The organism is Sphingobacteriales bacterium (assembly GCA_016700115.1).
GTDB lineage: Bacteria > Bacteroidota > Bacteroidia > Chitinophagales > UBA2359 > UBA2359.
Genome location: CP064999.1, coordinates 2,511,759 through 2,536,682 on the forward strand (window position 1 = coordinate 2,511,759; position 24,924 = coordinate 2,536,682).

The 24,924-nt window shown below is 39.7% G+C and carries 15 protein-coding genes; 8 read left to right on the forward strand and 7 right to left on the reverse strand.

Annotation, left to right across the window (positions count from 1 at the left end; all coding sequences use genetic code 11):
* Positions 1 to 42: 42 nt before the first annotated feature.
* Positions 43 to 6,558 (reverse strand): PKD domain-containing protein, encoded by a 6,516-nt coding sequence (locus IPM47_09010; protein QQS31036.1) that lies wholly within the window; start codon positions 6,556 to 6,558, stop codon positions 43 to 45.
* A gap of 428 nt (positions 6,559 to 6,986) precedes the next feature.
* Between IPM47_09010 and IPM47_09015 the strand changes: the two genes are divergently transcribed.
* On the forward strand, positions 6,987 to 9,341 hold the full coding sequence (locus tag IPM47_09015; protein ID QQS31037.1) for a glycosyl hydrolase: 2,355 nt from the start codon (positions 6,987 to 6,989) through the stop codon (positions 9,339 to 9,341).
* 140 nt (positions 9,342 to 9,481) lie between these two features.
* On the forward strand, positions 9,482 to 9,928 hold the full coding sequence (locus IPM47_09020) for a GtrA family protein (protein ID QQS31038.1): 447 nt from the start codon (positions 9,482 to 9,484) through the stop codon (positions 9,926 to 9,928).
* 556 nt (positions 9,929 to 10,484) lie between these two features.
* Here IPM47_09020 and IPM47_09025 read toward each other — a convergent pair.
* Together IPM47_09025 and IPM47_09030 are read right to left on the reverse strand one after the other, a co-directional pair.
* Positions 10,485 to 11,666, reverse strand: coding sequence for a hypothetical protein (locus IPM47_09025; GenBank protein ID QQS31039.1), 1,182 nt, complete (start codon positions 11,664 to 11,666; stop codon positions 10,485 to 10,487).
* A 105-nt stretch (positions 11,667 to 11,771) separates the two neighbouring features.
* A complete protein-coding gene (locus IPM47_09030) occupies positions 11,772 to 12,404 on the reverse strand; it encodes a hypothetical protein (GenBank protein QQS31040.1) in 633 nt (210 codons plus the stop codon).
* Positions 12,405 to 12,712: 308 nt separating this feature from the next.
* On the opposite strand from IPM47_09030, the gene IPM47_09035 reads away from it, so the two are divergent.
* The 5 genes from IPM47_09035 (at position 12,713) to IPM47_09055 (ending at position 18,557) form a co-directional block, all read left to right on the forward strand.
* Positions 12,713 to 13,168 (forward strand): DUF4258 domain-containing protein, encoded by a 456-nt coding sequence (locus tag IPM47_09035; protein QQS31041.1) that lies wholly within the window; start codon positions 12,713 to 12,715, stop codon positions 13,166 to 13,168.
* A gap of 23 nt (positions 13,169 to 13,191) precedes the next feature.
* Positions 13,192 to 14,178 (forward strand): hypothetical protein, encoded by a 987-nt coding sequence (locus IPM47_09040; GenBank protein ID QQS31042.1) that lies wholly within the window; start codon positions 13,192 to 13,194, stop codon positions 14,176 to 14,178.
* Between the two features lie 699 nt (positions 14,179 to 14,877).
* The gene (locus tag IPM47_09045; protein ID QQS31043.1) at positions 14,878 to 16,545 is read left to right on the forward strand and encodes an AMP-binding protein; all 1,668 of its coding nucleotides are present in this window, start codon (positions 14,878 to 14,880) and stop codon (positions 16,543 to 16,545) included.
* A gap of 82 nt (positions 16,546 to 16,627) precedes the next feature.
* Positions 16,628 to 17,698, forward strand: coding sequence for a Nif3-like dinuclear metal center hexameric protein (locus tag IPM47_09050; protein QQS31044.1), 1,071 nt, complete (start codon positions 16,628 to 16,630; stop codon positions 17,696 to 17,698).
* A 67-nt stretch (positions 17,699 to 17,765) separates the two neighbouring features.
* On the forward strand, positions 17,766 to 18,557 hold the full coding sequence (locus tag IPM47_09055) for a hypothetical protein (GenBank protein QQS31045.1): 792 nt from the start codon (positions 17,766 to 17,768) through the stop codon (positions 18,555 to 18,557).
* 56 nt (positions 18,558 to 18,613) lie between these two features.
* On the opposite strand, the gene IPM47_09060 is transcribed toward IPM47_09055, so the two are convergent.
* The 4 genes from IPM47_09060 to IPM47_09075 form a co-directional block, all read right to left on the reverse strand.
* Complete coding sequence (locus IPM47_09060) at positions 18,614 to 20,086, reverse strand: O-antigen ligase family protein (GenBank protein QQS31046.1); 1,473 nt, start codon at positions 20,084 to 20,086, stop codon at positions 18,614 to 18,616.
* A 71-nt stretch (positions 20,087 to 20,157) separates the two neighbouring features.
* A complete protein-coding gene (locus IPM47_09065; GenBank protein ID QQS31047.1) occupies positions 20,158 to 21,048 on the reverse strand; it encodes a hypothetical protein in 891 nt (296 codons plus the stop codon).
* A gap of 95 nt (positions 21,049 to 21,143) precedes the next feature.
* On the reverse strand, positions 21,144 to 22,577 hold the full coding sequence (locus IPM47_09070) for an oligosaccharide flippase family protein (protein ID QQS31048.1): 1,434 nt from the start codon (positions 22,575 to 22,577) through the stop codon (positions 21,144 to 21,146).
* Between the two features lie 244 nt (positions 22,578 to 22,821).
* On the reverse strand, positions 22,822 to 23,298 hold the full coding sequence (locus IPM47_09075) for a hypothetical protein (GenBank protein ID QQS31049.1): 477 nt from the start codon (positions 23,296 to 23,298) through the stop codon (positions 22,822 to 22,824).
* A gap of 362 nt (positions 23,299 to 23,660) precedes the next feature.
* On the opposite strand from IPM47_09075, the gene IPM47_09080 reads away from it, so the two are divergent.
* Positions 23,661 to 24,914 (forward strand): c-type cytochrome, encoded by a 1,254-nt coding sequence (locus IPM47_09080; GenBank protein ID QQS31050.1) that lies wholly within the window; start codon positions 23,661 to 23,663, stop codon positions 24,912 to 24,914.
* Positions 24,915 to 24,924 lie beyond the last annotated feature (10 nt).

Here is a 24,924-nt window from a genome sequence, read left to right on the forward strand (position 1 = left end):
TTAATCCCTATCCAGCAAAAAGCGAGGTAGGGATGCATATTATTACCGGATTAACGTAACATTCCCTTTCAGTTTTTCTTCGGTTCCATCAGTGTAGCGAACATTAGCCATATATACATACACCCCGAGTTCCGATTCTTTTCCGTTATGGAGTCCATCCCATCCAATGCTTATATCGTTGGTAAAACCGGAGTCATATACTTTTTGCCCCCATCTGTTCCACACACTCAACTGATAGGTGTCAATATTAAACCCTGCTACCCGGAAAATGCTGTTTATAGGATCAGTATTAGGGGTAAAAGCATTGGGGATCAATACTTTATTGGGCATTCGCACATCTATCACAATACTTGCAGAAGCAGAACAACCGTACTCATCTGTAACGGTAACTGTATAAGTGGTTACAAATTCCGGTTGATGTGTGCAGGTGCTATCTGTACAGGAAAGCACGAAGTCATTGGCAGCCCATTCAAATATCAGTATGCCATAAAATCCGCCGGTAACTGCACTTAATTGTACTTCTTCACCAAGCTGAATAAGCGTATCACTGACTGAAATCATTACCCCTATAAAATCGGGATCGCAAAGGGGTATTTCTGTTGTGCAACTCACAGAAGATGCCTCACTGTCATCACAAACAAAAGAAGCCAAAGCTACTAATGAGATGGTATAATTTTCGTCGGGTAAAAGTCCGGTGAAAGTATATTCTGATACATCGGGGGACAGGTAAACCGGTGTTTCCCCGTTGATACTTATATTATATCCTGAAGCATCGGCAATCAAACTCCAGTTGACCGTAAGTTCTGTATCTGTGGCATTATAACAGAACAATTCGGGAGCAGGTAAAAAGGCAGTTACTTCTGCATTGGCAGTAGCCGTACAACCATTGTTATCTGTAATTGTTACAAAATAACTGCCCGAAGTTACCAATGCCAGGTCCTCCGTAGTTTCAGTATTTGACCACAGGAACTGATAAGGTTCCGCTCCTCCGCCAACATTCAAATCAATTGCCCCGTCTGCTTGTCCGCAGGTGGCTGTTGTGGTTTGAGAGGTGACAGAAAAAACAGTGGTCAGACATGGGTCTGGTAAGGGATTGCAATCAACTGTAAAGCCGGCAGTGTCTGAACATCCGTTATTGTCTGTGATGGTAACAGAATAAAGCCCCGAGGTTATTAACGTCAAATCTTCGTTTGTATCATTGGTTGACCATAAAAACTGATAAGGTTCTGCCCCTCCGCTTACGCTAAGATCTATGGCTCCGTCTGTTTGACCACAGGTTTCCGGTGTGATTTGAGCGGTTATGGTAAATACCGTGGTCAGGCAGGGATCAGGAAGGGTATTGCAGACAACCGAAGATGGAAGGCTGTTGATACAGGGTGAAGGAGCAATGGCAACTAACGAAATGGTATAGCTTTGACCGGGCAACAAGCCGGTAAATGTATGGGAGTTAATGCCTTGCGGTAGCAGTATGGGAAGGTTGCCGTTAATGCTGATTTCGTAGCCCGTTGCATTGGTTATAATGTTCCAGCCAACAATGATTTGTGTCAGTTCAGAAGTCTGACAATTCAGCACCGGAGTTTCCATCTGCAATTCAGTAATGGTAAAGGTCTCAAACGTTTCACATCCTCCTGAATCAGTTACAGTGAGGTCGTAAATTCCTGCACCCAGATTGATGCGGTCTTCACCATTAAACAAATCAGACCATTCATACGTAAAAGGAGGATTGTTGCCGGTAACAGTGATGCTGATACTGCCGTTTGTTTCACCACAGTCTGTATCCTGCAAACTATCTGTTGAAATGCTCAACAAATCTGCCCCGTTAATGATGATGTCTTCGCAATAGGTTTCTGTACAGGTGTCATTGTCAGGGGCGAGATTTTCAACGGTCAGACAAACGGTATATGTACCTGAACCCACATAACTGTGTGACACAAGATTGCCGGTATCTGTGGTGGTATCACCAAAATCCCATGAGTAGGATAAAGTTCCATTGCCGGTAGCGTTTGCCTGAAGTTGAACTGTTGAACAGGATAGGGAATAGGTAAAAGATGAGGTAACCAAACATTCCAGACAATCAATCAGGTTGAGGCTTAACAGGTCTGAAGTGTCCTGACATCCCCAAACCGTCGTTATCTGCAACTGATAATCACCTGTTTGAGGAGGAACGAATTCATTTGAATTTGCTCCGGCAATAGGAGCGCCATCCAACAACCATTGATAACCTGCATAAATATTTGGAACAAAGAAAGGTTCGAGTTCACAATATTCGTAACAACCTACCGGAATAGCGGCCATATCACCACCGCTGTTAACGCCAACAGTTACGTTTGTTGCATTGGTACATCCATTGGCATCTGTTACCATTACGGCATAATTTCCGGCAGCCGAAACGGTGATATTACTACCGGCTTCCCCGTTGTTCCAGCTAAAGTTGCTCAAAGTGGGGTGAGTAGCGTTGAGAACAAGACTTTCACCTTCACAAAGCTGAAGGGCTGCAGGTTGATTAGGGTTAATAGTCGGAGGTGCGAGGTTTACCGCATTGACGATTATTGGCGTTGAAACGTTCAAACAGCCGGTTTGTGCATCAGTTACGGTTACAAATACGGTAAGTCCTGACGGTGGTATGTCAGCATGTTGAAGGGTAATGCCTGACAAGCTTTGGCCGGTACTCCATGAATAAGCATAATTGGTTCCTGCATTGGCATTCAGGGTGATGCTGTTTCCAGGACAAAGATTAACGGGTGAATCAGCAGGAGTAATATTGGCAGGAGGAGAAGGTGCAAAGTTTAACTGAACGGGTAATGCGCTGAAAGTACAACCGTTTGCTTGTGTAACAGTAACCGTATAGCTTCCTGTTTGAGTGGCATTCATGGTGCTTCCGGTTGAGTTGTCGGTCCACAGGTAGTCGGTGCCGGCAGGGGCTGTAAGGGTAATGCTTTGTCCTTCACAGGCATTGAGGGTCGAATATCCGATGTTTCCGTTTCCTACAGGAAGTACGGTAATGGGTTGGCTTTCCGAATTTACACAACCGCGGTTATCGGTTACTGTAAGGGAAACGGTATAGTTGCCATCAAGCAGATAGCTTTGTTCCGGCTGTTGCGTACTGACATTAGCACCGTTTCCAAAATCCCAATCCCATTGAATGGCAGCCGGATTTATTTCCGGAACAAAAACAGCAGCTTCAGCCTGACAAATCTGAAGGGGGATATTAAATCCGGCATCCGGTAAATCGAAGATGGTAATTGTTTTAACGATGGTAGAAGTGCAACTTCCATCTCCTACAGTCAGAGTTACGTCATAATCTCCGGACACCGTATATGTATGAGAAGGGTTGGTATCTGTACTGCTGAATCCATCTCCAAAATCCCAGTTCCAGGAGGTAATGGTTGTGCCGGTAGAATGTCGGGAACGGTCTGTAAATTGAGTAGCACTGTTGATGCAGGGAATGATATGGTCAAAATCGGCTTTAAGGGGAATTTCTACCACCGAATAGCTCATATAATTGCAGGTAACAGGAACGGGATTTGCATTGGGAAAAGTTCCGGTAATTTTTACCACATAAAATCCGGGCTCGCTAAAAGTATGTGTTTGCGGGCTTTCGTCCGGGGACATGATCAACGGGCTTCCATCGCCAAAATCCCAGACATAGCTCAAACCACCTACTGACGTATTTTGAAATGTTACATCAAAACAATGTGGGGTAACAGGTTGGTTACCGATAACTGTTCCGGGCAGGGCAACACAAGTACCTCCGCCGCCCCCGCCTCCACCCGGCAAAGGGCAAGTTCCGCCCGGACATGATCCCGGATCAAAATTGCAGATGTCCTGAATGATGGTTAAAACATTGGAAGTATTCTGGCAGCCGTTGGCATCAGTTACCTGTACGGAATAGGTAAAATTTGCAACGGCTGCGCTTCCGGTATGTGTTATCGTAGAAACGCTGCCGCCAAAAGAAGCCCCATTTTCAAACCATTGGTAACTATAACCATCTCCAACCAAGGCACTAATATTAACATTGGTTGGGGCATCGGAACAAATAGTGTTCAGCCCTTGTGCCGAAATTGCCGCTTCCGGAAGAGGGTATTGATGAATATGGATGGAAGAATTGGAGGTACAACCATTGGCATCTGTAACATTTACTACATAACTTCCGCCGTTGCTCGCAGTAAAACTATTGCCCAAAGTGCCATCTCCCCACTCGTAGGCAACAAAACCCGCAGGGATGACCGTTAATTCTATGCTGCTGCCGGCACAAAGATTTCCGGAAGTGGAAATTGATGAAACAGGAGGCTGATGAACGGCTATCAATAAACTTTGGCTGATATTGCAAGCACTGACAGAGAGGGTGGCAAAAGGATAATCTGCGTTCCATTGAACTTCGATATTATAAGTGCCCTGTCCGGCTACTATACTTCCGGCAAGCGGCGGGTTAATTTCCCAGTCATAAGTTAAATCGGGTAAATAGGGTTGTGCAGAATATAAAGCTTTATCGCCCGAACAAAGGTCGTCGTCTCCGATGATCACAAGGTCGTTTAATGGGGGGATATTGGTGCCTAATGAAGAAGTACAAAATGGTGACGAATTGCTTTGAGCAGTAACAAACAAATTGTAGGTAGGGCTGCCAACAGACCAGGTGATGCTTAGAGAGGTTCCACTGCCGGATGCAGGTGTTCCACCGGTTACCGTCCAGAAATAACTCACATCTGAAGCAGGGGATGCAATATTATAGGTATATGCGCTTCCGGGGCATACATAACCCGAACTTACAATCAACGGGGGAGCAGGTTGATCGCCTATATCAACTGCTAAAGTTTGTGGATAATCGCAATATTGGGTGATGTCGGTAGGTGTAGCACTGACAGAAAATCCCGAAGCACCTAATCCCACCTGTATCGTAACGAGGTTGCTGTTTGTTCCACCACTGACAATAGTGGCATTACCGGTAACTGACCAGTTGTGTAAACCTGCCGAAGTGCTGTAAGTAACTTCTGAACCACGACAGACAATATCACTGCCAACGATGGAATAAGTCTGATTGACCTCGATAGGCAACAAATTTACAGCAGCACATGCTGCCAGACTGCTGTTTAAACTGACTGAAATAACCCCGTCTGTATTATTCCAGTGAACTCCAACCTGGTTGTACTGTTGCCATAATATCACACCCGATGAAGGAGGATTGATGCTCCAGTTATACTGAACACCTCCATATTGAGGAACACTGTACAGCGCATTTGTATTGGCGCAAACTACATCCGGTCCATTGATTGGGATATTGTTGCTGACAATTGGCACCTGAATACTGCCAATAGGGTTGCAAATAGTACTGCCATCGCAATCGCCAACCGTAAGTTCCACCGTCCCCATTGCCACGTCGTTCCAGACAACGGTAATTTCAGCAGTATTCTGTCCGCCTGTTATGGTGCCGCCGGAAACTGTCCAGTTATAAGTGTCGCAGACTACGGAAGTATTGTACACTTGTTCCTGACCGGGGCAAACCAAGGATGCACATTCAATCGGGGGGGCAATTCCCTGTTCGATGATAATGGTGCGTTGAAGGGTATCGGCATCGGTACAGCCCTGTGTTATTAATGTTACCTCATAAGTACCGGTGTTTTGATAAGTATAAGAGGTGTTTGGCAAGTTAGAAGTGTTGGTAAGCGAAGTGGGTTCGCCAAAATTCCAGAATACGGTCAGGTTTCCATCAGGGGCAATAAACTGAATGGGTTGGCCTATACAGGCATATAATATATCATCATTGCCAATTGAGGTGTTAAAGTTTGCATCGGCCGTAAACGGCAAGTCTATATTAATCAGTTCAACCATTGTTTGGCAGCCTCCGGGAGTATTGTAAATCATAAAAAATCCCGGACACAAGCCGTTAATTATTGCCGGTCCTTGGTAGGTTTGAGTAGCTCCGGCCGGACCGTTGACAATATATAAACTGCTGTCTGAAAACTCAATGCTGCCGTTGCACAAACCGCAGGTGGCCGGTTCATATTCAACAGAGAGGTTGGATTGTAAAACCGTACATTCTGACACTGTGCAACCCATAGCATCGGATACTGTAACACAATAAGTGCCGGGCTGTAAATTGGAAAGATTCATTGTAGTTGCACCGTTACTCCATAGAAAAGTATAACCTCCTGTACCTCCGCCGGTAACAGCAGTTGTAATAGCACCATTGTTTAATCCGCAATCCGGTTGAGTTGGAATTAGAACAATTGTAGTAATGTCTATACCACCAACAATAGTAAAGGTAGCGATTGCCTCACAACCATTGGCATCTATTACCGTAAGATAATAGGTGCCCGGACATAGCCCCGTAATAAAAGGCTCAGACATGTTAAAGCCGTTAAAAACATATACATAAGGGGCAGTGCCTCCTGTTACAAAAATTTGAGCAAACCCATTACAGGCACAACCATCATTTCCAGCCTGAACGGCAACAGTGAGTGGATTGGTTGAACCCAAACAAGGGTCAGGTTGGGCTTGTGAGGGCAAAACAGAAAGAATGGTAAGGGCAAAGATTATAATCAGGAGTAGATGTTTTTTCATAAATCACCAAATTAAATGAATTGAAATTTTAATTTTACCGGTTTGTGAGGCTAAAATTACGTATAATCTGTAAGAGATGCAAAGTTTTTCCTGCCTTTAAGTCGCAAATCCAACGCATTGCGTTGCCAATGACATTTTTTATCTTTGAATTGAGTAAAATTTATTTTAAAAAGTGGTGAATCAGTTAGTAAACACTGAATTTTATTTTGATTTCATTGGGTAAATACAACGGTTCAAATGTTCCTACAAAGAGCATCCCGGATTTTTGAATAGTTCCTTAACCGGTTAACGTTATATTTTGTACAGACTTTTTACGTTATTGACTTTTCAGAACATGGTGATTATTTAGCTCATCATTTTAAGCTAAAAGTATCGGGCAAAAATGGATGCTGTTTAAACTAATACACAATTCAGCGTTACTTTAAAAATTGTTTAAAGAATTAATGATTATGATGGATTTCAAAAAGACCGGCAGAAGCATAGTCCCTTTCACCAACGCTGTTGAAACCTGGATTTTCACGATGCTTTTGTCTGCTTTAATGCTTATTGCACCTTGCCGCAATTTTGAAAACCGGCCAGACAATTATGCAGAAGAAGGTAAAGAAAGTGCAGAGCCAACTCCTGCTCAGTTTGCACGTATGAGCAATTTTTCGGAAACACATCATCAGGCTTTGATTCAAACACAAATAGCCCGTTCAACCTTATCAAAAGGAGCTGCCACCGGTCAGGGAAAGTGGAAATTTGCAGGCCCGTCAAATATCAGTGGCCGTATCACCGATGTAGTCATGCATCCAATTGATACGAATATCATTTACGCTGCTTCGGCTACCGGAGGTGTTTTTAAATCGGTTGATTTTGGGAAAACTTGGATCCCTGTTTTTGACCAACAGCTCAGCCTTTCAATCGGGTCAATCGCAATAGATCCTCATCAGCCTGATGTTATTTATGTCGGCACCGGCGAAGCAAATGGAGGAGGAGGGTCTGTAACCTATGATGGAACAGGCATGTACAAAAGTACAGATGGGGGAATGAGTTGGGAAAATATAGGACTCGGCAAAACAGGAAGTATAGCCCGGATTGCTGTTCACCCCAATCGGCCGGAACAGATTTTTGCGGCTGCGATGGGAAATTTGTTTAAAAACAATCAGGAACGAGGACTCTATAAAAGCAAAGACGGAGGTAAAACCTGGGTGAAAACGCTGTTTATTTCTGAAACAACGGGATGTGTGGATGTGGTTGTTCATCCCAACAATCCGGACCTTGTTTTTGCGGTGATGTGGGAGCGGGTAAGAAGACCGGATTTTCGGAAATATGGAGGGAAAAACTGTGGTATCTACCGTTCGATGGATGCCGGCATTTCCTGGCAAAAACTCACAAACGGATTGCCACAGGCTGATCTCGGAAGAATAGGTATTTCTGTTTCGGCTTCAAATCCCGAAATTTTATATGCTGTTTTTGCCGATGAACAGGGATATTTTCAGGGAATTTTTAGAACGGATGATTCTGGCAATCAATGGAAAAGGGTGAATGACCGCCCATTGAAAAACATCTATGAAAATTATGGTTGGTGGTTTGGTGCAATACGCGTTGATCCCCAAAATCCTGATCTTGTTTTTGCCCTTGGTCTTGACTTATACCGGACTGAAAACGGAGGAAAAACCTGGCAAAACATTTCGACCAAAGCCGTTCATGTAGATCAACATGCTTTGTATATACATCCCCTAAACCCGCAACTGATTCTACTTGGAAACGATGGAGGGGTTTGTATTTCTAAAAACGGCGGAGATTTGTGGGAATCTTTGCCGGGGCCTCCGGTAATTCAGTTTTATACCTGCGAAGCTGACCTCACTAATTCGCGAATACTATACGGAGGCACTCAGGATAACGGAATTATGCGTTTGGTAAACAGTTTAGACAACGAGTGGGAAATTTTGATTGAAGGAGACGGTTTTGGGGTGTTAACAGACCCTCAAAACCCAGAAACGATTTATGCAGCTTATCAGTACGGAAACCTCCTCAAGTCTGAAGATGGCGGTAATAAGTTTCGGGATGCCACAGATGGAATTAGTATGTCTGACCGAAAAATCTGGCATACACCTTTTGTTATTGATCCTGTTCAATCGCATATCTTATACTATGGTGCCAATCGGTTATATAAATCTTTGGACAAAGCGGCGAATTGGTTTCCGGTGAGTCCTGTATTAACCAAGAACGGGGTAAACAACAATCTCGTCTATGGTGCAGTTAGCGCTATTGCAGTCGCAACTTCCGACAACCAAATGGTTTATGCAGGAACCGATGACGGAAATTTGTGGCTTTCAGCAAATAACTGTCAGAACTGGAAAGATATTTCGGTGGGCTTACCCTTACAATGGGTGAGCAGCATTGCCGTTAATCCAGACCAGGAACAAACGGTTTATGTGGCTTTTTCGGGTTTTAGAAACACCGTTTATCTACCGTTTTTATATAAATCGGTGAATGCCGGTTTAACATGGACTAATATTTCAGAAAACCTGCCTCAAACACCGGTGAATGATATCATTGTTGATCCGACAGATACTGCTACGGTTTTTGTCGCTACTGATACGGGAGTATTTGTAAAAACATGCAAAGAAACCAACTGGTATATGTTGGGCGATAACCTTCCACCGGTTCCGGTAACAGATTTATGCCTGCATGAAAAAGACCGCCTTCTGATTGCCGCCACTTATGGACGAGGGATGTTTACTTTCTCACTTATAGACAACAAATGGCGGAAATTACCTCCAAAGAGTGAAAACTAACAGACCCCTTTTATTCGGATTTAAATTTTCCAAACGCCACTTTTGACTGTTCTTCGCTTTTTCTGTGATTCGACTCGTTCAAAATTCGCTAACTTTGCGCTTAAATTGACTAATCTCAATTGGTCAAATCAAGTGTCTTTATGCAGCAATGGATAAAAAAAGTTTACACCTTATATGAGCAGAAGTTAAAATTTGCCCTTGCTTCGTTCATTGCTACTTTGACAGATTACTTGTTGTATCTGCTCTTTACCCTTTTTTTTCTCTTTGCACCCGTACCTTCTAATATCGTTTCGAGTTTTTGCGGGATGTTGGTCAATTTTTTGTTGCACAAAAAAATGGTATTCTCGCTTCAACGAAAAGCGCATCATGCTTTTTTATTGTCAGTACTGGTTTCGGTGGGTGGAATTGGATTGGGCACAACCATTATTTATCTACTTACCCAATACCCTTTTTTTACCCAACATCAATACATTACCAAACTCATTGCAACCGGAATCGTCTTTTTCTACAATTTTTACTTTAAACGCTTTGCTTTTGAAAAGCGGTTTCAAACAAAAGCCCGCCCCGATATCGGCTCAACAGAGTAACCGGTGAAGATTTAGCCCCCATCAAAAAAAGGCAACCCAAACAATGAAAATTTAGGGGCATTTATCAAAAAGCAAATACCGCGCTCCTGAAATAACCCACCGTATTTTGGGAATTGAAAAAGAATGGCTGCAAGAGGGTGAAAAAAATGTCAATTAAAAACAAAAAAATTGCATTTTTAAAGATGGAAATTGCTTTTTTACTGAAGAAATTCATCAATAAAATCCTTCCAATTGCAATTTTATAAAGCAAAACTTCAATTCCCCCTTTCTAAATTATAATTAGAAAAACCAAAATGTCAATTTTGAAGTCCAACATTTCAATTTACAAGCCCAAAATGTCAATTTAAATCTTTACAATCATAGTTAGAACTTATAAAAAGACAATTTTAAAAAGTAAATTTACCTTTTTTAGGTTTTAAATTAACAATTTTTCGAACTGTTATTTAACAAAACCTCTATGGATTAGCGAATTGCATCGTTTTAAATAGCGACCGGTAGTTTTTTAATTTATTATAAAAAATCACACAAATACATAAACACTCAAACTGATAAAGCCTTACCACAGCTTTCTGACTGAAATATAATAAACAACCAAAGAGAGTATAGCAGTTACCACTACCCTTAACCGCATCAACCATGTTTTAATCGGATTATATACTGCCGTCATGGTATTTTCGGGTTTTGTTTTTCCATCATATCGGATGACCGGATTAAGGTACATTTTAGTTTGTTCGTTGGTGATAAGGGTCCGTATATAAGTGTCAGTTGGAAGAAACGCATAACTTGCATGGTCGGTATTGGTAAACAGGGCATTTGTTTTTCCGTTTTGACCAATAAATGCAATTTCTTTTGCAGGTTTTTCGAGCTTTAGAAACAGGGTTTGACCATTTACTTTTAAAAATTGAAGATGATTGTCGTTTACCCCTCCCTTTCCTTCCACACCATAAGCTTTTCCATTGGTCAGGTTTTCCAAAATGGCGGTTCCTTTGTTGGTGTTGGAGGCAATCATCGTCCATTTTGTACCGGTTTCATCCGGTTTGCTGATGTTGTGGTTATCGTCATTTCCAACAATCCAAACAGGTTTTCCGGCCGATAAAATTGTGTCCCAATGTTTATCCGAAAGGCGGTAGTGGTTGAGCACTTCCAGACATTCGTAACCACTCAAAAGGGCGAGATCTTCAAAAGTATGGCCTCCGCCGAATTTCGGATGAGCTATAGTCAGATATGGGCTTTGCTGTTTTATGCGGTTAATGATATATTGTTTGTCACTTGTGTTGGGAAACAAAGTAATGTCGTAAAAAGAAACATCATGACTACCCATCGCAAGTCTATGCGCTTTAAAAAGATTATATCCATGTTCATAGACCGGAATAAAAGAAGGTTCCTGGATTGCTTGTCGCGGGTTGATGCTATGATAGTCTGAAACACAGATTACGGAATAGTTCATCTGTTTGTATTTTTCAATCAATGCTTCGGTAGTATTGTGTTTGCCATCTGTGATTCCTCCCCAGGCACGGGCATGAGCGTGGAGATTGCCCTTTTGCCAAAGACTGTCAATTGATTGATATGGGTTATACAACGAGTCGCCTGAAAATACCTGCGGAGCTGCAAAGGAATATCTCCGGCTTTGGATATACTGCAATTGTGCAAGTTCAATGGCTATTAAAAGGAGGGTAAGCAGCCCGGTGATGACTACCTTTAAAGACAGGATAAGGGATTTCTGAAACTTGTTACGCATAAAAATAGAATCAAATCAAGCAATTGCAAATTGTCGGTTGATGACGGAAAGTTAAGCAATGAAAAATAATGAAAATAGGGGGAAATACCGGTTTGTGAACATTTACTAATAATCATGCCGGATACTTTGCGCCATAAATTCAAACTTTTTTAATTGTTTTTGAAATTTTTTCAATTCTTCAAGACAGGTAATGATGACAACCTGATTTTTATGGATATACAGAAAAGAAATGGCTTTTAACTCGCCTGTAAACTCTTGAGGATGGTTATAGGAATAGATCAGTTGTGCAGCATGTTTACCGTTTATCAGGGTTTCACCTATTTCAATTACTTTAAAATCGCCGGTTTTTAGTTGAAGGTCATCAAAAAACCAACGGATAAAAGTATTGATATCAAAAGGAGGGATGCTGTCATTTTGGGCAGGTGAAAGGTTAAAAACGGTAGAAACAGGTATCAGTTCAATGCTCAGGTTTTCGCGATACTCATTGTCGGTGGCGGTTAAATTGTCTTTAGAAACAATCGCCTTGAGCATTTTTGATGAAGGATATTCATTGATTTCCCAATCTGACGGGATATTTATTTCAAAACTATTCAGATTTGACTGGTAGGTTTTATATAAACCGGTTGGGTGTGATATTAAAGGCTCATTTTTATTTGAATCTTGTTGAATACAGCCTGTAAACTGTAAACATAAAAAGCTAAACAACAAACAAAAAAGACAAGCTTGAAGAGTATTCATGTAAAGGCTCAATACTTTTTGGGAAAGATACGGTTAAAATTGGTTAAAAGCCTTTAACGAGATGCTATGATTTAACAAAATGTAGTCAAATGGCATGTTTTAAACTCAATAGGTTAAGTTGATATTTTATAACAAAAAACCTTTGATTGGAACTAAATAGAGATGCAACTTATTTAAAGATTTAATGCACTCACTTAATAAAAAAAGTGAGAGGTAAAAACACTTTAAATGCAAGTTAGAGAGAAGTAAAAAAGTTAACAATAAAATTATTCACTATAAATTAAAACAAGATGAAAAATCGTAAAGCTATGAAGCCAATTCAATTAAAAATGAGGAAAATGATAAATGAGCTAAACTTTGATGACGGGTTGATGCTGAGTTATTATTTGCCAAGATTTGATGATCCTGATTTAGTAGAAGATTCTAATACAAGTCCATATTTCACTTCTCATGCAAATCTTCGCTTATCACACAGAGGCATCAACCGGTCTATGATTGAAGATACCATTAAATACGGTATAAAAATCTGCAAACAAGGACTTTGTTTTTATGTGATGCAAGCCAAATTGATTCCCGGATGGCTTGATCAAAAGTATGCTGAAAAAATCAAAAACATTGTGGTTGTGATGAAACGTCCGGATATTGTGCTGACGGTTTACAAAAACAACAATGCTATGCGCAATATAATGAAAAAACCAAAGAGGTTAAAACGGAATACGGTAAATGGTTTTTTTGAATATTCAAAAACTTCTAAAATCCTGTAATCAGACTGTTTACATTAAGTCTTATGATTAAGGCAGGTTTTTTTTTATTTGTTGTTTCTTTGTTTTACTCCTGCAGTTCGCAGAAAGACAGCAAGTTTCGAATTGAGAAAAACGATTCTGAACGCAGCACCTTTTGTGATAAAACCGAGGCCGGCATCCTCTTTTTTTCTTCAGACAACGGGGAAAATTGGGTGAATGCCGGTTCTGGTTTGCCTCAAACTGATAAAATTGGTTTAGACGGTATAGCGGTTTCAAACCAAAAACTGGGTCTGGCAACAAAACAGAGCGGGGTTTATGAATATAACTTTAAAACGAATTTTTGGGAAAACATACCCACTGAAAAACAAATAATCGAAGCCAATCCAGGGGCTTTGGCATTTTTAGAAAACGATGTTTTTGTGGGAACACAGTTTGCCGGAGTTTTTTATACAAACAATCTCGGTAAGTCATGGACTAATTGTAATTCGGGGCTAACCAACTTGACTATCAGACGTTTTTTTGAATTTAACCAACAACTCTATGTCTGTACTAATGACGGTTTTTACTGTTTTAACGAAGCGAGTGAAAATTGGCAGTTGGAGTTTGGACAGCGTTTTTTACAGGTAAATGGGGCAACTTCTTTTGACGGAAGTTTTTATTTGGCAACCAATCAGGGAATATACAGGCAACAAACAGACAAAACATGGATAAATATGACCCCTGATCTTAGTGTGCATCATATCAGTTCAGATAAAAACCGGATTTATGCGATGAGCTACAATGAGTTATTGGTTTCCTCCAATTATGGTTTGGATTGGGAAAGTCAACAAAACGGGTTGCCTGAAAATTTATATACTTTCAATGTGCTAAATCATCACGAAATACTTTTTGCAGGTCAGTGGGATGGAGTTTACAGAAAAACAAAGCACGATAAAAAGTGGATGAAATCAAATAATGGATTGCCCTCCAATTTAGCTGTTTTGAATTTGAAAGCGTTTCATCATATTTTAGTAGTCTCCATTTCTGAGTGAAAATTTAAGTTGAGATTTCCTCCCAAAGCTTAAATGGAATCATAATCGGCATGGCTAACATAAAAGCAAAAGGGTAGGATTAGCACTTGTGCTGTAAGATTCACTATTTTTCGGTTCATTTTTTTTTCAAATAGCTTCAATACAGTTAAAACGTCAATATTACAGGCTGTTTTATAGAGCATTGACAGCTTCAGGATTCACAAACAAAAATTGGCTCCACTGTGAAGAAAAAGAATTTTTAACTTTACTCAAAAATTTGCTTTAGACTTTTTTAATTGCTTTGCAAAACAATAAAACATGGTTTTACCGTTTATATAAAAACATTGCCTGAAAGGCAGGTTTGAATGATTCTTTTTCAAAAATAACTTTTCAAATTTCATGCTCAGAAAATCCGTATTTTTCCTGCTAATTGCGTTTTTAATGTTTGGTTCTGTGTCTTGTAACAGAAGCGGCTGCCCTGCAAATGCCGAACAAACGGCTTCGAAAAAGAAAAATCAAAAAACAAAATCCGGTATCCTTCCTCCCGGCTATTCCGGTAAAAAGCGATAACATAGAATGTAAAAAACAAATTTTATTGTTTTTTTAGCGTTCAAGGTTAAAATATTTTTTCCTGTTCGGTATAATGTTTAACTTAGCCCTTTACACGAACAAACGTTGGTTATTTGTTATCAGGATTATCTATAAAAAAACAATCAAATCATGCAGGACAGATCCGTTTTCAAAACCCCGTTGTATATGTTGTACCAATGGGAAAGTCAAAAGCCAAAAGAGGTTTTTTTAAAACAACCCGTTGATGGCAGATGGATAAATTTTACATGGGAAGAAGCAGCCGATCAAATTCGCCGGATGGCAGCAGCATTAAAGGCACTTAATCTGCCTTCAGGCAGTAAAATTGCCATGGTCTCCAAAAACTGTGCACATTGGTTAATGGCTGATTTGGCAATAATGATGAGCGGACACATATCTGTTCCGCTATATCCCAATATTACCGCCGCTACTTTGAATTATATTCTTCAGCACAGCGAAGCCAAAGTCTTGTTTGTCGGCAAATTAGACGACTGGAGTGCAATGAAACCGGGTTTAACCGAGGATGTTTATTGCATTTCTTTTCCCGATATGTATAAAACTGACAAAGAGTTTGACAACTGGGATACATTGATTGCACAACATGAACCACTTCAAGGTGAAATAGATCGAGATTTGGACGAAATGATGACCATTATCTATACTTCCGGAACTACCGGTAAACCCAAAGGGGTGATGCACTCTTTTTATACTTTTTCTTACGCCATTACCAACGCCATGAAAGTGATTGATATCAGCGATATCAAAGACAAACATCTGTTTTCTTATCTCCCCCTTTCACATATTGCAGAGCGGATGTTAGTCGAAATGGGGAGCATCTACTTCGGGACAAAGGTGTATTTTGCCCAATCTTTAGATACGTTTGCCGAAAACCTGCAATTTGCCGAGCCTTCAATTTTTCTGGCAGTACCCCGTATCTGGACAAAATTTCAGAAAAAAATTCTGGAAAAGCTGCCACAGAAAAAGCTCAATCTATTGCTGTCTATTCCTGTAATTTCTACCCTGATTAAAAATAAAATAAAAAAGTCGCTGGGGTTGACCAAAGCTAAGTTTTGCTTTACCGGAGCTGCCCCTATTCCTGCATCTCTCTTACAATGGTTTCAAAAACTCGGTATTACGATACAGGAAGTTTATGCCATGACCGAAAATAGTGCCTATTCACATTTCACCCGCCCCGACCGGATTGAGTTCGGATATGTTGGGCAACCCATGCCGCATGTTAGTGTTAAAATCAGTGAAATTGGCGAAATCCTCGTAAAAAGTGATGCCAATATGTTGGGTTATTACAAAGAACCCGAAATTACGGCGGCAACCTTTGACGAAAATCATTACCTCAAAACAGGGGATAAAGGAATAATCGGGAAAGATAATTTCCTAAAAATTACAGGAAGGGTCAAAGAAATTTTTAAAACGGAAAAAGGCAAATATGTTGCACCTGCACCCATCGAAATGGAGTTGTCCGAAAACGAATTTGTAGAGCAGGTCTGTGTAGTTGGTGCTAATTTGCCTCAACCCATTGCCTTGGTAGTTTTATCTGAAGCGGGTAAATCTATCGAGAAAAACCGGGTAGGAGAAAGCTTAACCGATACCGTTCAAAAGGTGAACGGAAGATTTGAAAAACATGAACACCTCAAAACTCTGGTGGTGGTTAAAGAGGAATGGACCGTTGAAAACTCATTGCTTACCCCGACTTTGAAAATTAAACGCAACCCTATTGAAGAAATGTATGGTTCGCGTTTTCAGTTGTGGTATAACAAAGATGAAAAAATCGTATGGGAATAACCCGCTCAAGCTCAGTTTTAAGTACTATTTACAATAGCCTTATCAAGACTTCTATTAGTTGCCCGAATCCCATTACGTCAGTATGACCATTAAAGATGTTGTCAATATTTTAGAAAATATTGCTCCGCTTAGATATCAGGAAAGTTATGACAATAGCGGTTTGATTGCCGGAAACCCTGATGCACCCTTTGTTAAAGCATTGATTTGTCTGGATTCGACCGAGGAAGTGATTGACGAAGCGATTGCGTTGGGTTGTAACTTAGTGATTGCTCATCATCCGATTGTATTTGGTGGTTTAAAGAAAATTACCGGTAAAAATTATGTAGAACGCACGGTAATCAAGGCCATCAGAAACGATATAAACATTTATGCCTGTCATACCAATTTGGATAGTGTACAAAATGGTGTCAGCCGAAAAATCTGCGAAAAAATTGGGCTTCAGAATTGCCGCATATTAGTTCCTCAAAATGGGCTGTTAAAGAAGTTGAGCGTTGTTTGTCATCACGAACAAGCAGAAGCACTTAGGTTGATCTGGTTAAACTCCGGTTCAATTCAAAGAGCGATTGATGCCGGGTTTACGTATGAACAAACCGTTTTGAGCACAGGGAATGGTTTTTCAGACAACAGCAGTTTCGATGGCGATTTAGTCAGAATAGAAACCGTTTTTGCCGTTCATCAGGAAAAAGAAATAATGAAAGCACTTAACAACCTGCCTCCAGGTTCCGTGCTAAATTATACAATCAATACTATAGAAAATACACATTCTAGGATCGGTTTGGGCATGATTGGCGATATGCCTCAGGCACTGGAAGAAACTGAATTTTTAAAGCACTTAAAATCAACAATGCAAACCGGTTGTATCCGGCATACAAAACTCTTGGGGAAACAGATTAAAACGGTGGCTGTTTGTGGAGGTACAGGGTTTTCACTACTGTCTCATGCAATAGCACAAAAGGCCGATGTTTATGTTACTGCCGATGTTAAGTACCATCAGTTTTTTGATGCCGAACATCACTTGATTCTTGCCGATATAGGGCATTTTGAAAGTGAACAATTTACCATTGAATTGATAAAAGATTTGTTAACCGAAAAAATTACTAACTTTGCGGCCGTTTTAACTCAAATAAACACGAATCCGGTTTATTATTTGTAATTCAAGTCGTTTCAGACCTCCCAAACCTTATTTTTAAATCATCTTTCAAACGCTTTGCTTTTAAAATATGAGTAATACCAATAAAGAATTAGTTACGGTTGAAGAAAAACTCAGAGCGCTGTATCATTTGCAGCAAATCGACTCCAAAATTGACGAGATCCGTTCTTTAAGAGGGGAGTTGCCGGTTGAGGTTCAGGATATGGAAGATGAAATTGAAGGATTAAACCTTAGAATCCGCAACCTGCAAGGAGATATTGACAAATTGAATGAAGCAATCAGCGCCTCAAACCTGAAAATAGAGGAATCTCAAACGTTGATTTCCCGTTACGAAGGGCAGCAAATGAATGTTAAAAACAACCGCGAGTTTGAAGCTTTGGCTAAAGAAATTGAAAACCAGCAATTGGATATTGAGTTAGCTAAAAAAACAATCAAGCAAACCAAAGAGGTGATTGATAAAAATCAAAAACTACTTGACGAAGCTACCCTAAAAGCTGATATGCGAAAAAAAGATTTGGTTTTGAAGCGCGAAGAATTAGAAAAAACCATTGAAGAAACCCGGATAGAAGAAGAAGAGTTGTTGGTAAAATCTAATTCGGCTGCCGCAATGATAGAAGAACGTTTGATTAGTGCATATAACCGAATTCGCAACTCTTACAAGAACGGGTTAGCCGTTGCACGTATTTCCCGTGCATCTTGTGGTGGTTGTTTCGGAACTATACCCCCTCAAAGACAGCTCGAAATAGGGCAGCGCAAAAAAATCCTTCTTTGCGAACACTGTGGCCGAATTTTGGTTGATGCCGATATTGAAAGCGATTTGTCAGAAGTAACTATTCAGGTCGAATATGTTGACAAAGACTAAGCACGCACGTTTGTATAACCTGCTGATTCACAATATTAAGATTGCCAATCTTTCTTTTACGGATGGTTTGTTTCCTCCGGCAAAGAAAGATTGGCTTCTTTGTTTTTAGATGAAATTGAAAAATTGACAATCAGGGCGGCTATCATAAAAAAGAAGGAGCCGATTTTATCTACTTCAATCAAATCGCCCAAAGTAATATTGAGCAGTATGATGGCAAATGAAATCAGCAAGGTCATGACAAATCTTTTTTGTTCGGGCGGGCTTCTCCTGTAAAGATATTCTCCGGCAATCAGCACAGAAAGACAAAACGCCAAAAACAAAGCCAGCCCGATTATTCCCTGATCTACCAGAGTCATCAGGAAATAATTGTGTACTCCGGACTGCTCTATATTATCACTGACATAAGTTTCAAAGTTGTCAATGGTATAATAACGGTAATAGCTATAAAAATTACCGGGTCCAAATCCAACCAGCGGACGGTCGGCACACATTCTTGCAGCCGCTATCCACCTGTATATGCGTTCCATGGAAGAGACATCTTTACCCTCAAATGTGGCAATTATATGGTCTTCCAGATCTTCGTGATAGATGGTCGATTCATAATCAGGTGCATAAGAAAGATACCGGTTGTCGTTTGCCATAAAAACACCCAGCAATAAGATGGCAAATAAGGACAAAGCAGCAATCCATTTCGTAAGCCTTTTTGCGAAGATAAAATAGATGACCGGTATTAACAGAACAGACAAGTAGGCGGCTCTTGTATAAGCAAATACAATTCCTGTCAAAAAGACAAAAAGTATCAGATGAACCAGCAACCGCTCTAAACTCCCACTTTTATACCATGTTCTTGCATGAACTGCAATAGGGAAAACTACGGCAATCATTACTGCATAATTGACATGGTTTCTGAAAAACGGAGTTAATGTCTTATTGACTTCCTGAAACTCAAAATCAAGCATGGCGTGCCGGATGACAGATTGAATGATAACAAAGCACAAGGGGATGGCAACGCACCAAAAGATAGGTTTAAACTGTTTTTCGTTCCTGATAAGCAAAGAGGTCAGAAAGTAAAAAACAACGATATACCAGATTTTTGAAACAAAAAACTTTCCCGAAACGATAAGTTGTTGGGAAAAAAAAGCTGTAATCCCTATCCAGACTACATGCAGACAAAGTATAGTTGTAACAGGGTGATTTAACAACTGTCGTGTTATAGTGTTTGGGTTGGCAAGTGCAAATAGTATTGTTGCCCCCATCAGCAAAACAATAAAAGGTTCAGTAGGTAAATCAGTCGCAAGGCTGCTACTTAACTCATACTCTATAGATAGAGGTATTAAAAACCACAGTAACAGGTAGGTTTGCCTGAAATACTTGACAACAAACAGTCCGAAGATGACCGACATCGGCAGGGCATAAAGATACCAGGCATTTTCGGCAATGGCCATGATTGCGGAAATTAAGGTAAATACGGCAAAAACAGAAAATATTCCTGCCGGATTGATTCGAAACTGCTGACTGATACCGGACATATCGGGTTAGAGAATTAGGAACACCACAAAAAGAGGACGAGTTAATTTACATAACACCGGTAAAAAAGGGTTTAAAATGTTTCCTGATGGTGCTCTTCAAAATTGAAGTCTTTAAACTTTTCAATAAAAACAGCCATCAACATCATACTGGCCAAGGTTACTAAAGTAGCACTGACAACAATTAACCACCGGACAGGCTTAATCCTCTTTACCGCCGGAACAGCACTTTCGATTATATAAACTGAAGAATATGGCTGATGAATTGCTGAAAGATGTTGTTTGTATATAGTATTTGCTGAATTATACTCTTCTACTGCTTTTCTGATAATTCGCTCCAAGACATGGGCGGTTACCGTGTCTTTTGGGTTATTTTCAATAGATCTTATCAGACTGTCGCGCATAGTTTCAAGACGTATTTCAGCAACTTCTGCTTCTCGTGCATATAGAGAAGTAAAGCCTAATTTTTTTTCCATAATCACCAGCTTATTGAGTGTATCCAATTGGGTAACAATCTCGTTGGCAATTTGGGCAGCTAAGGCAGGGTCTTTGTCTATGACTTCAATTTTTAATAAACCGTCCGGAGTTTTTACGGTTTTAAAATGACTGCGCAATTCTTCGCTTACCCAATAATCTTTTAATTTATCGGTAGTATCAATATCATAATGCTCAAACAGTCTGAACTTGTTCACCAAATGAGATTCTAAAGCTCTGGATTGTGATAAAGTAACTAACCGGTTAAGTTCAGGTTTGCCACCAAACAGATAAACCGGCGTTTCTCCACCTTCAACACTGAACAGTGAGGTTCTGTCCATCAAATGCGGATTGATGGGTGTGATGATGGCGGTAGATAAAAAATATTCAGGTAATAATAAGGAAACGATGGCACTGATAACAGCAGCTATAGCGCTGACTATCCCGATAGGTTTTAACCAACGATATAGTATTCTGATGAGTTCTTCCATAATATATGCTTAATAAAATGCTTATCTGATTTAAAATAAAGGGCAAAGATAGGTAAATACTGACTTAAACTACCGGCAAATCCGTTTAACCTGTATCAGAAATTCATTGTTGTTCTGATTGATAATAAACCAATTAACCATGCAGTTAACAGACAGACGAAAAAAGACAGCAAAAAGGAGAGTTGCCACGAAAAAAAATTTATCTGGGTAGCAGCAATGGATATGCCTGAACATAAAAGCAAATAACAAATGCATTTGAAAATTTCAAGGAATCGAACAGGCAAGGATAGGTTTTTGATGGCTACAATTATAAATGCAAGGGCTGCAAAACTTTGAGTTATCAGAGCTGACCAGGAGGAACCTATTGCCTTGAATTGAGGAATCAATAAGAGGTTTAATCCTACATTTATTCCAACACTGACCAGGGCAATTAAATTGATCTGCCATAAATTATTGTTGGCGGTCAAAAAAGCCCCAAAAACATATACAGAAGAAATGGCAATAAATGACAAAATAAGCCAGCCAAATACTGATGCATAGTAAGGGGTAGCATCAGCATACAACCAATTCATAATTGATTCCCTAAAGAAAAAACAAGAAATAGCCCCGGCTGCTGCAAATGAAAACAAACCTTTAGACGCAAATCCGACTAATTTTTCTACTGATTCCTTTTTGATCAACATTCTTGCAAACATAGGCAACAAAATAGTTGACAAAAGGACACCTATCATATTGGCTGCATCTAAAATCCGGTAAGCCGAAGCATAAATACCTGCCTGAAATGCACCTTCTTCCGGCAAAATTTTTTCAAGCATCACCGAATCAATCCGATGATAGATGCTCATCAATACTCCTATCAAAGCAAAGGGGTAGCTTTTCCGCAAAATTCCGGTTAAAAATTCCCGGTCAAAGTTAAATACAGGTTTTTTGAGATGCCCTGCAACTAAACCTATTCCTACCATTGCCGTTAAAAAGTATCCGGCAGTTTGAGCATACACAAACCATTGAATTTTAAATGGTGGAGGTAAAACTCCCCCCCACAAAATTGCGGAACAGATCAGAATCATCAAAATCCGGTCGAGTACAGACATAAAACTGTCTGAACGAAACCGGTGTAAACCCTGAAGATTGGAACGGAAATAGGTGATGAATGACAGTAAAATCTGATTGAAACAAAGTATTAAAAGAAGGTACAGGTCAAAGTTTTTGTAACCTAAAATCCAAGCACCTAAAAGACAGAGGATTAGATAACCTAAACTTAAAAATAATTTTACCGTCAATATTCCTGAAAAATGAGTTTCAATCCAATCGTGGTTTTGTGCTACTGCACGACTGTTATAGTTATTAATTCCAAAGTCAAGCAGGGTTTGTAACAAAAAAGAAAAGTTAAACAGAACAAAATAAGCACCATAAGTCGCAGGACCTACCGTGTTTTGTATGGTTCGATCTATTCCAAAAATCCATAAAGGCTTTATGAGCAAATTGACAAATACCAATACTGCTACATTTGCTGCAAAGCGTCTGTTCATCGTCTGATTTGTTGCAACAAAGGTATAAATAAAACTATGGTTAAAATGATATGCATTTCTGAAGCAGGGCCGGCTAAGATTTGCACAATCAACAAACCGATGCAAAACAATTTTAAACCTTTTGGCTAACGCTTGAAATAAAAGCTTTAAAAGTTAAGTATTCCATTTGTGGAATACCTGATATGCAGTTAAATACAACATTAGTACTTGTTAAAGATACCAAAAAGTTTAACCCTTTTTCGGTTTAAGGTAACTGAAGCATATCGAGAAACTTCAGACCCTCACTGCCTCTTTGTTTAAGGCAGGACTCTATTTCCGGGTAGGTCTTTTTTAAACTCTTTCGAATTTCATTCAGCATCAAAACTTTATTATCTTCCAACTCTTTCAAGCCCAGTTCCGTATATCTGGTTCTCAGGTCTGTATAAACAGGATTAACCAAACAGACACATTTAGTATCTTTAGAAGTTCCGTTATTGCATTTTTTGTGCATCACAGAAATAGCAGTATCGCCAAATATACTTTCGGTGCTAACCGTATTGTTGTTGTCCGGAGTATTGGTTTTTTCGTTTTTATTGGTCAAAAAATAATAAATTGCTGCAATAATTGCAACAATGATTACTATTCGGAAAAAAAACTTGGCCAATCGCAAGGCAATAAACAAGAGCAAAATCGCTCCAATGCCATAAACCAGCATCTCTAAAGGACTTAAATTACTAAACATGTAAATGGAGTTGAAAAATTAATGATGGTATAAAAGTACCCTAATGAGGTTTGCAAAGTTAAAGGAAATAAATTCTATTTACAATAACTCAGTCAATGCCTGAGACAGGTAAATGCTTTTAAAAACAAACTATAATAATATTAAATGAATGTGTCAGGGAGAATAAAGTATATTTTTGTCCAAATTTGAATAAACGCCATGTCGCAATTTAGAACTTGTCTAAAGAACGAAAAAAAGTTAGGGCAATATTTTTTTTATGGTTTTAATCCATAAATTTGCACCGTCAAAAAAGGTTCTTAACTAATATTAACATAAGTTTTTGACTTTCCATTAATATTGCAGCTCTAAATAGATAAATTAATATGCTTAACAAAAGGCTGTTCGATTTAATCATTTGCTTGTTCTTTTTATCGTTATCCGGTTTGTCTGTTCAGGCTCAGGATGGTGATCCTCGAAGTGGAGAGGAATATAAGAAAGGACAAACCATTTTTACATCACAATGTACAAGTTGCCATAAAATCAATCAAAAATTAGTAGGTCCTGCATTGGCCGGCGTATATGATAAATACGATAGAGCATGGTTACTAAGCTGGATTAAAAATTCGCAGGAATTAATTAAAGCTAATGACCCGAAAGCAGTTGCCATATTTAACGAGTTCAATAAGTCGGTGATGCCTGCTTTCAGCTTGTCTGATGCCGACGTTGATGCTGTTCTTAGTTATATCAAGGTAGAAACCGAAACCCCTGCTGCTGTAGCTGCGGCCCCAACAGGAGAAGCAGGTGCTGCTACCGGAGGCAGTGATCATACAATTACTATTTTTCTGGTTATTATAGCCGTTGTTTTACTCGCTGTTTTATTGATTTTAACCCGAATTTCAGATGCTTTGCGCAACTTGATGCGGGAAAGAATGGGCCAGCTTGTTCCGGTTTCAATTCCACTTGGAAAAGTACTGTTCAGTAAAAAAATGATTGCCTTACTTTCTTTGGTAGTTCTGATTTTTCTCGGATATGCAACTGTTGACAGTGCTACCAAGTTAGGAAGACAACAAGGCTACGCTCCTGCACAACCCATCAAATTTTCACATCAGTTGCACGCAGGAGTTAATAAAATAGATTGTCAGTATTGCCATTCGGGGGCTGCAAAAGGAAAATCTGCGGTTATCCCTTCTCCAAGTTTGTGTATGAATTGTCACAAGGCAGTTTCTCAAGGCCCTGTATATGGAACTACCGAAATTGCAAAGATATATGATGCCGTCGGTTGGGACCCTGATAAAATGCAATACAAACCTGACTATGAAGAAAAACCGATAGAGTGGGTTCGTATCCATAATTTGCCCGACCATGTATATTTTAACCATTCACAACACGTTACAGCAGGTGGTGTAGCCTGTCAGACTTGTCATGGCCCTGTCGAAGAAATGGAAGTGTTAAGACAACATTCAACTTTAGGAATGGGGTGGTGTGTGAATTGTCATCGCCAAACAAGTGTCAACTTTGGAGGCAATGAGTTTTACAAATCTTATGAGAAACTGCATGAAGGGTTGAAATCAGGAAAAGTAAAACAGGTAACCGTAGAAGATATTGGCGGTTTGGAATGTCAAAAATGCCATTATTAATTAAACAACA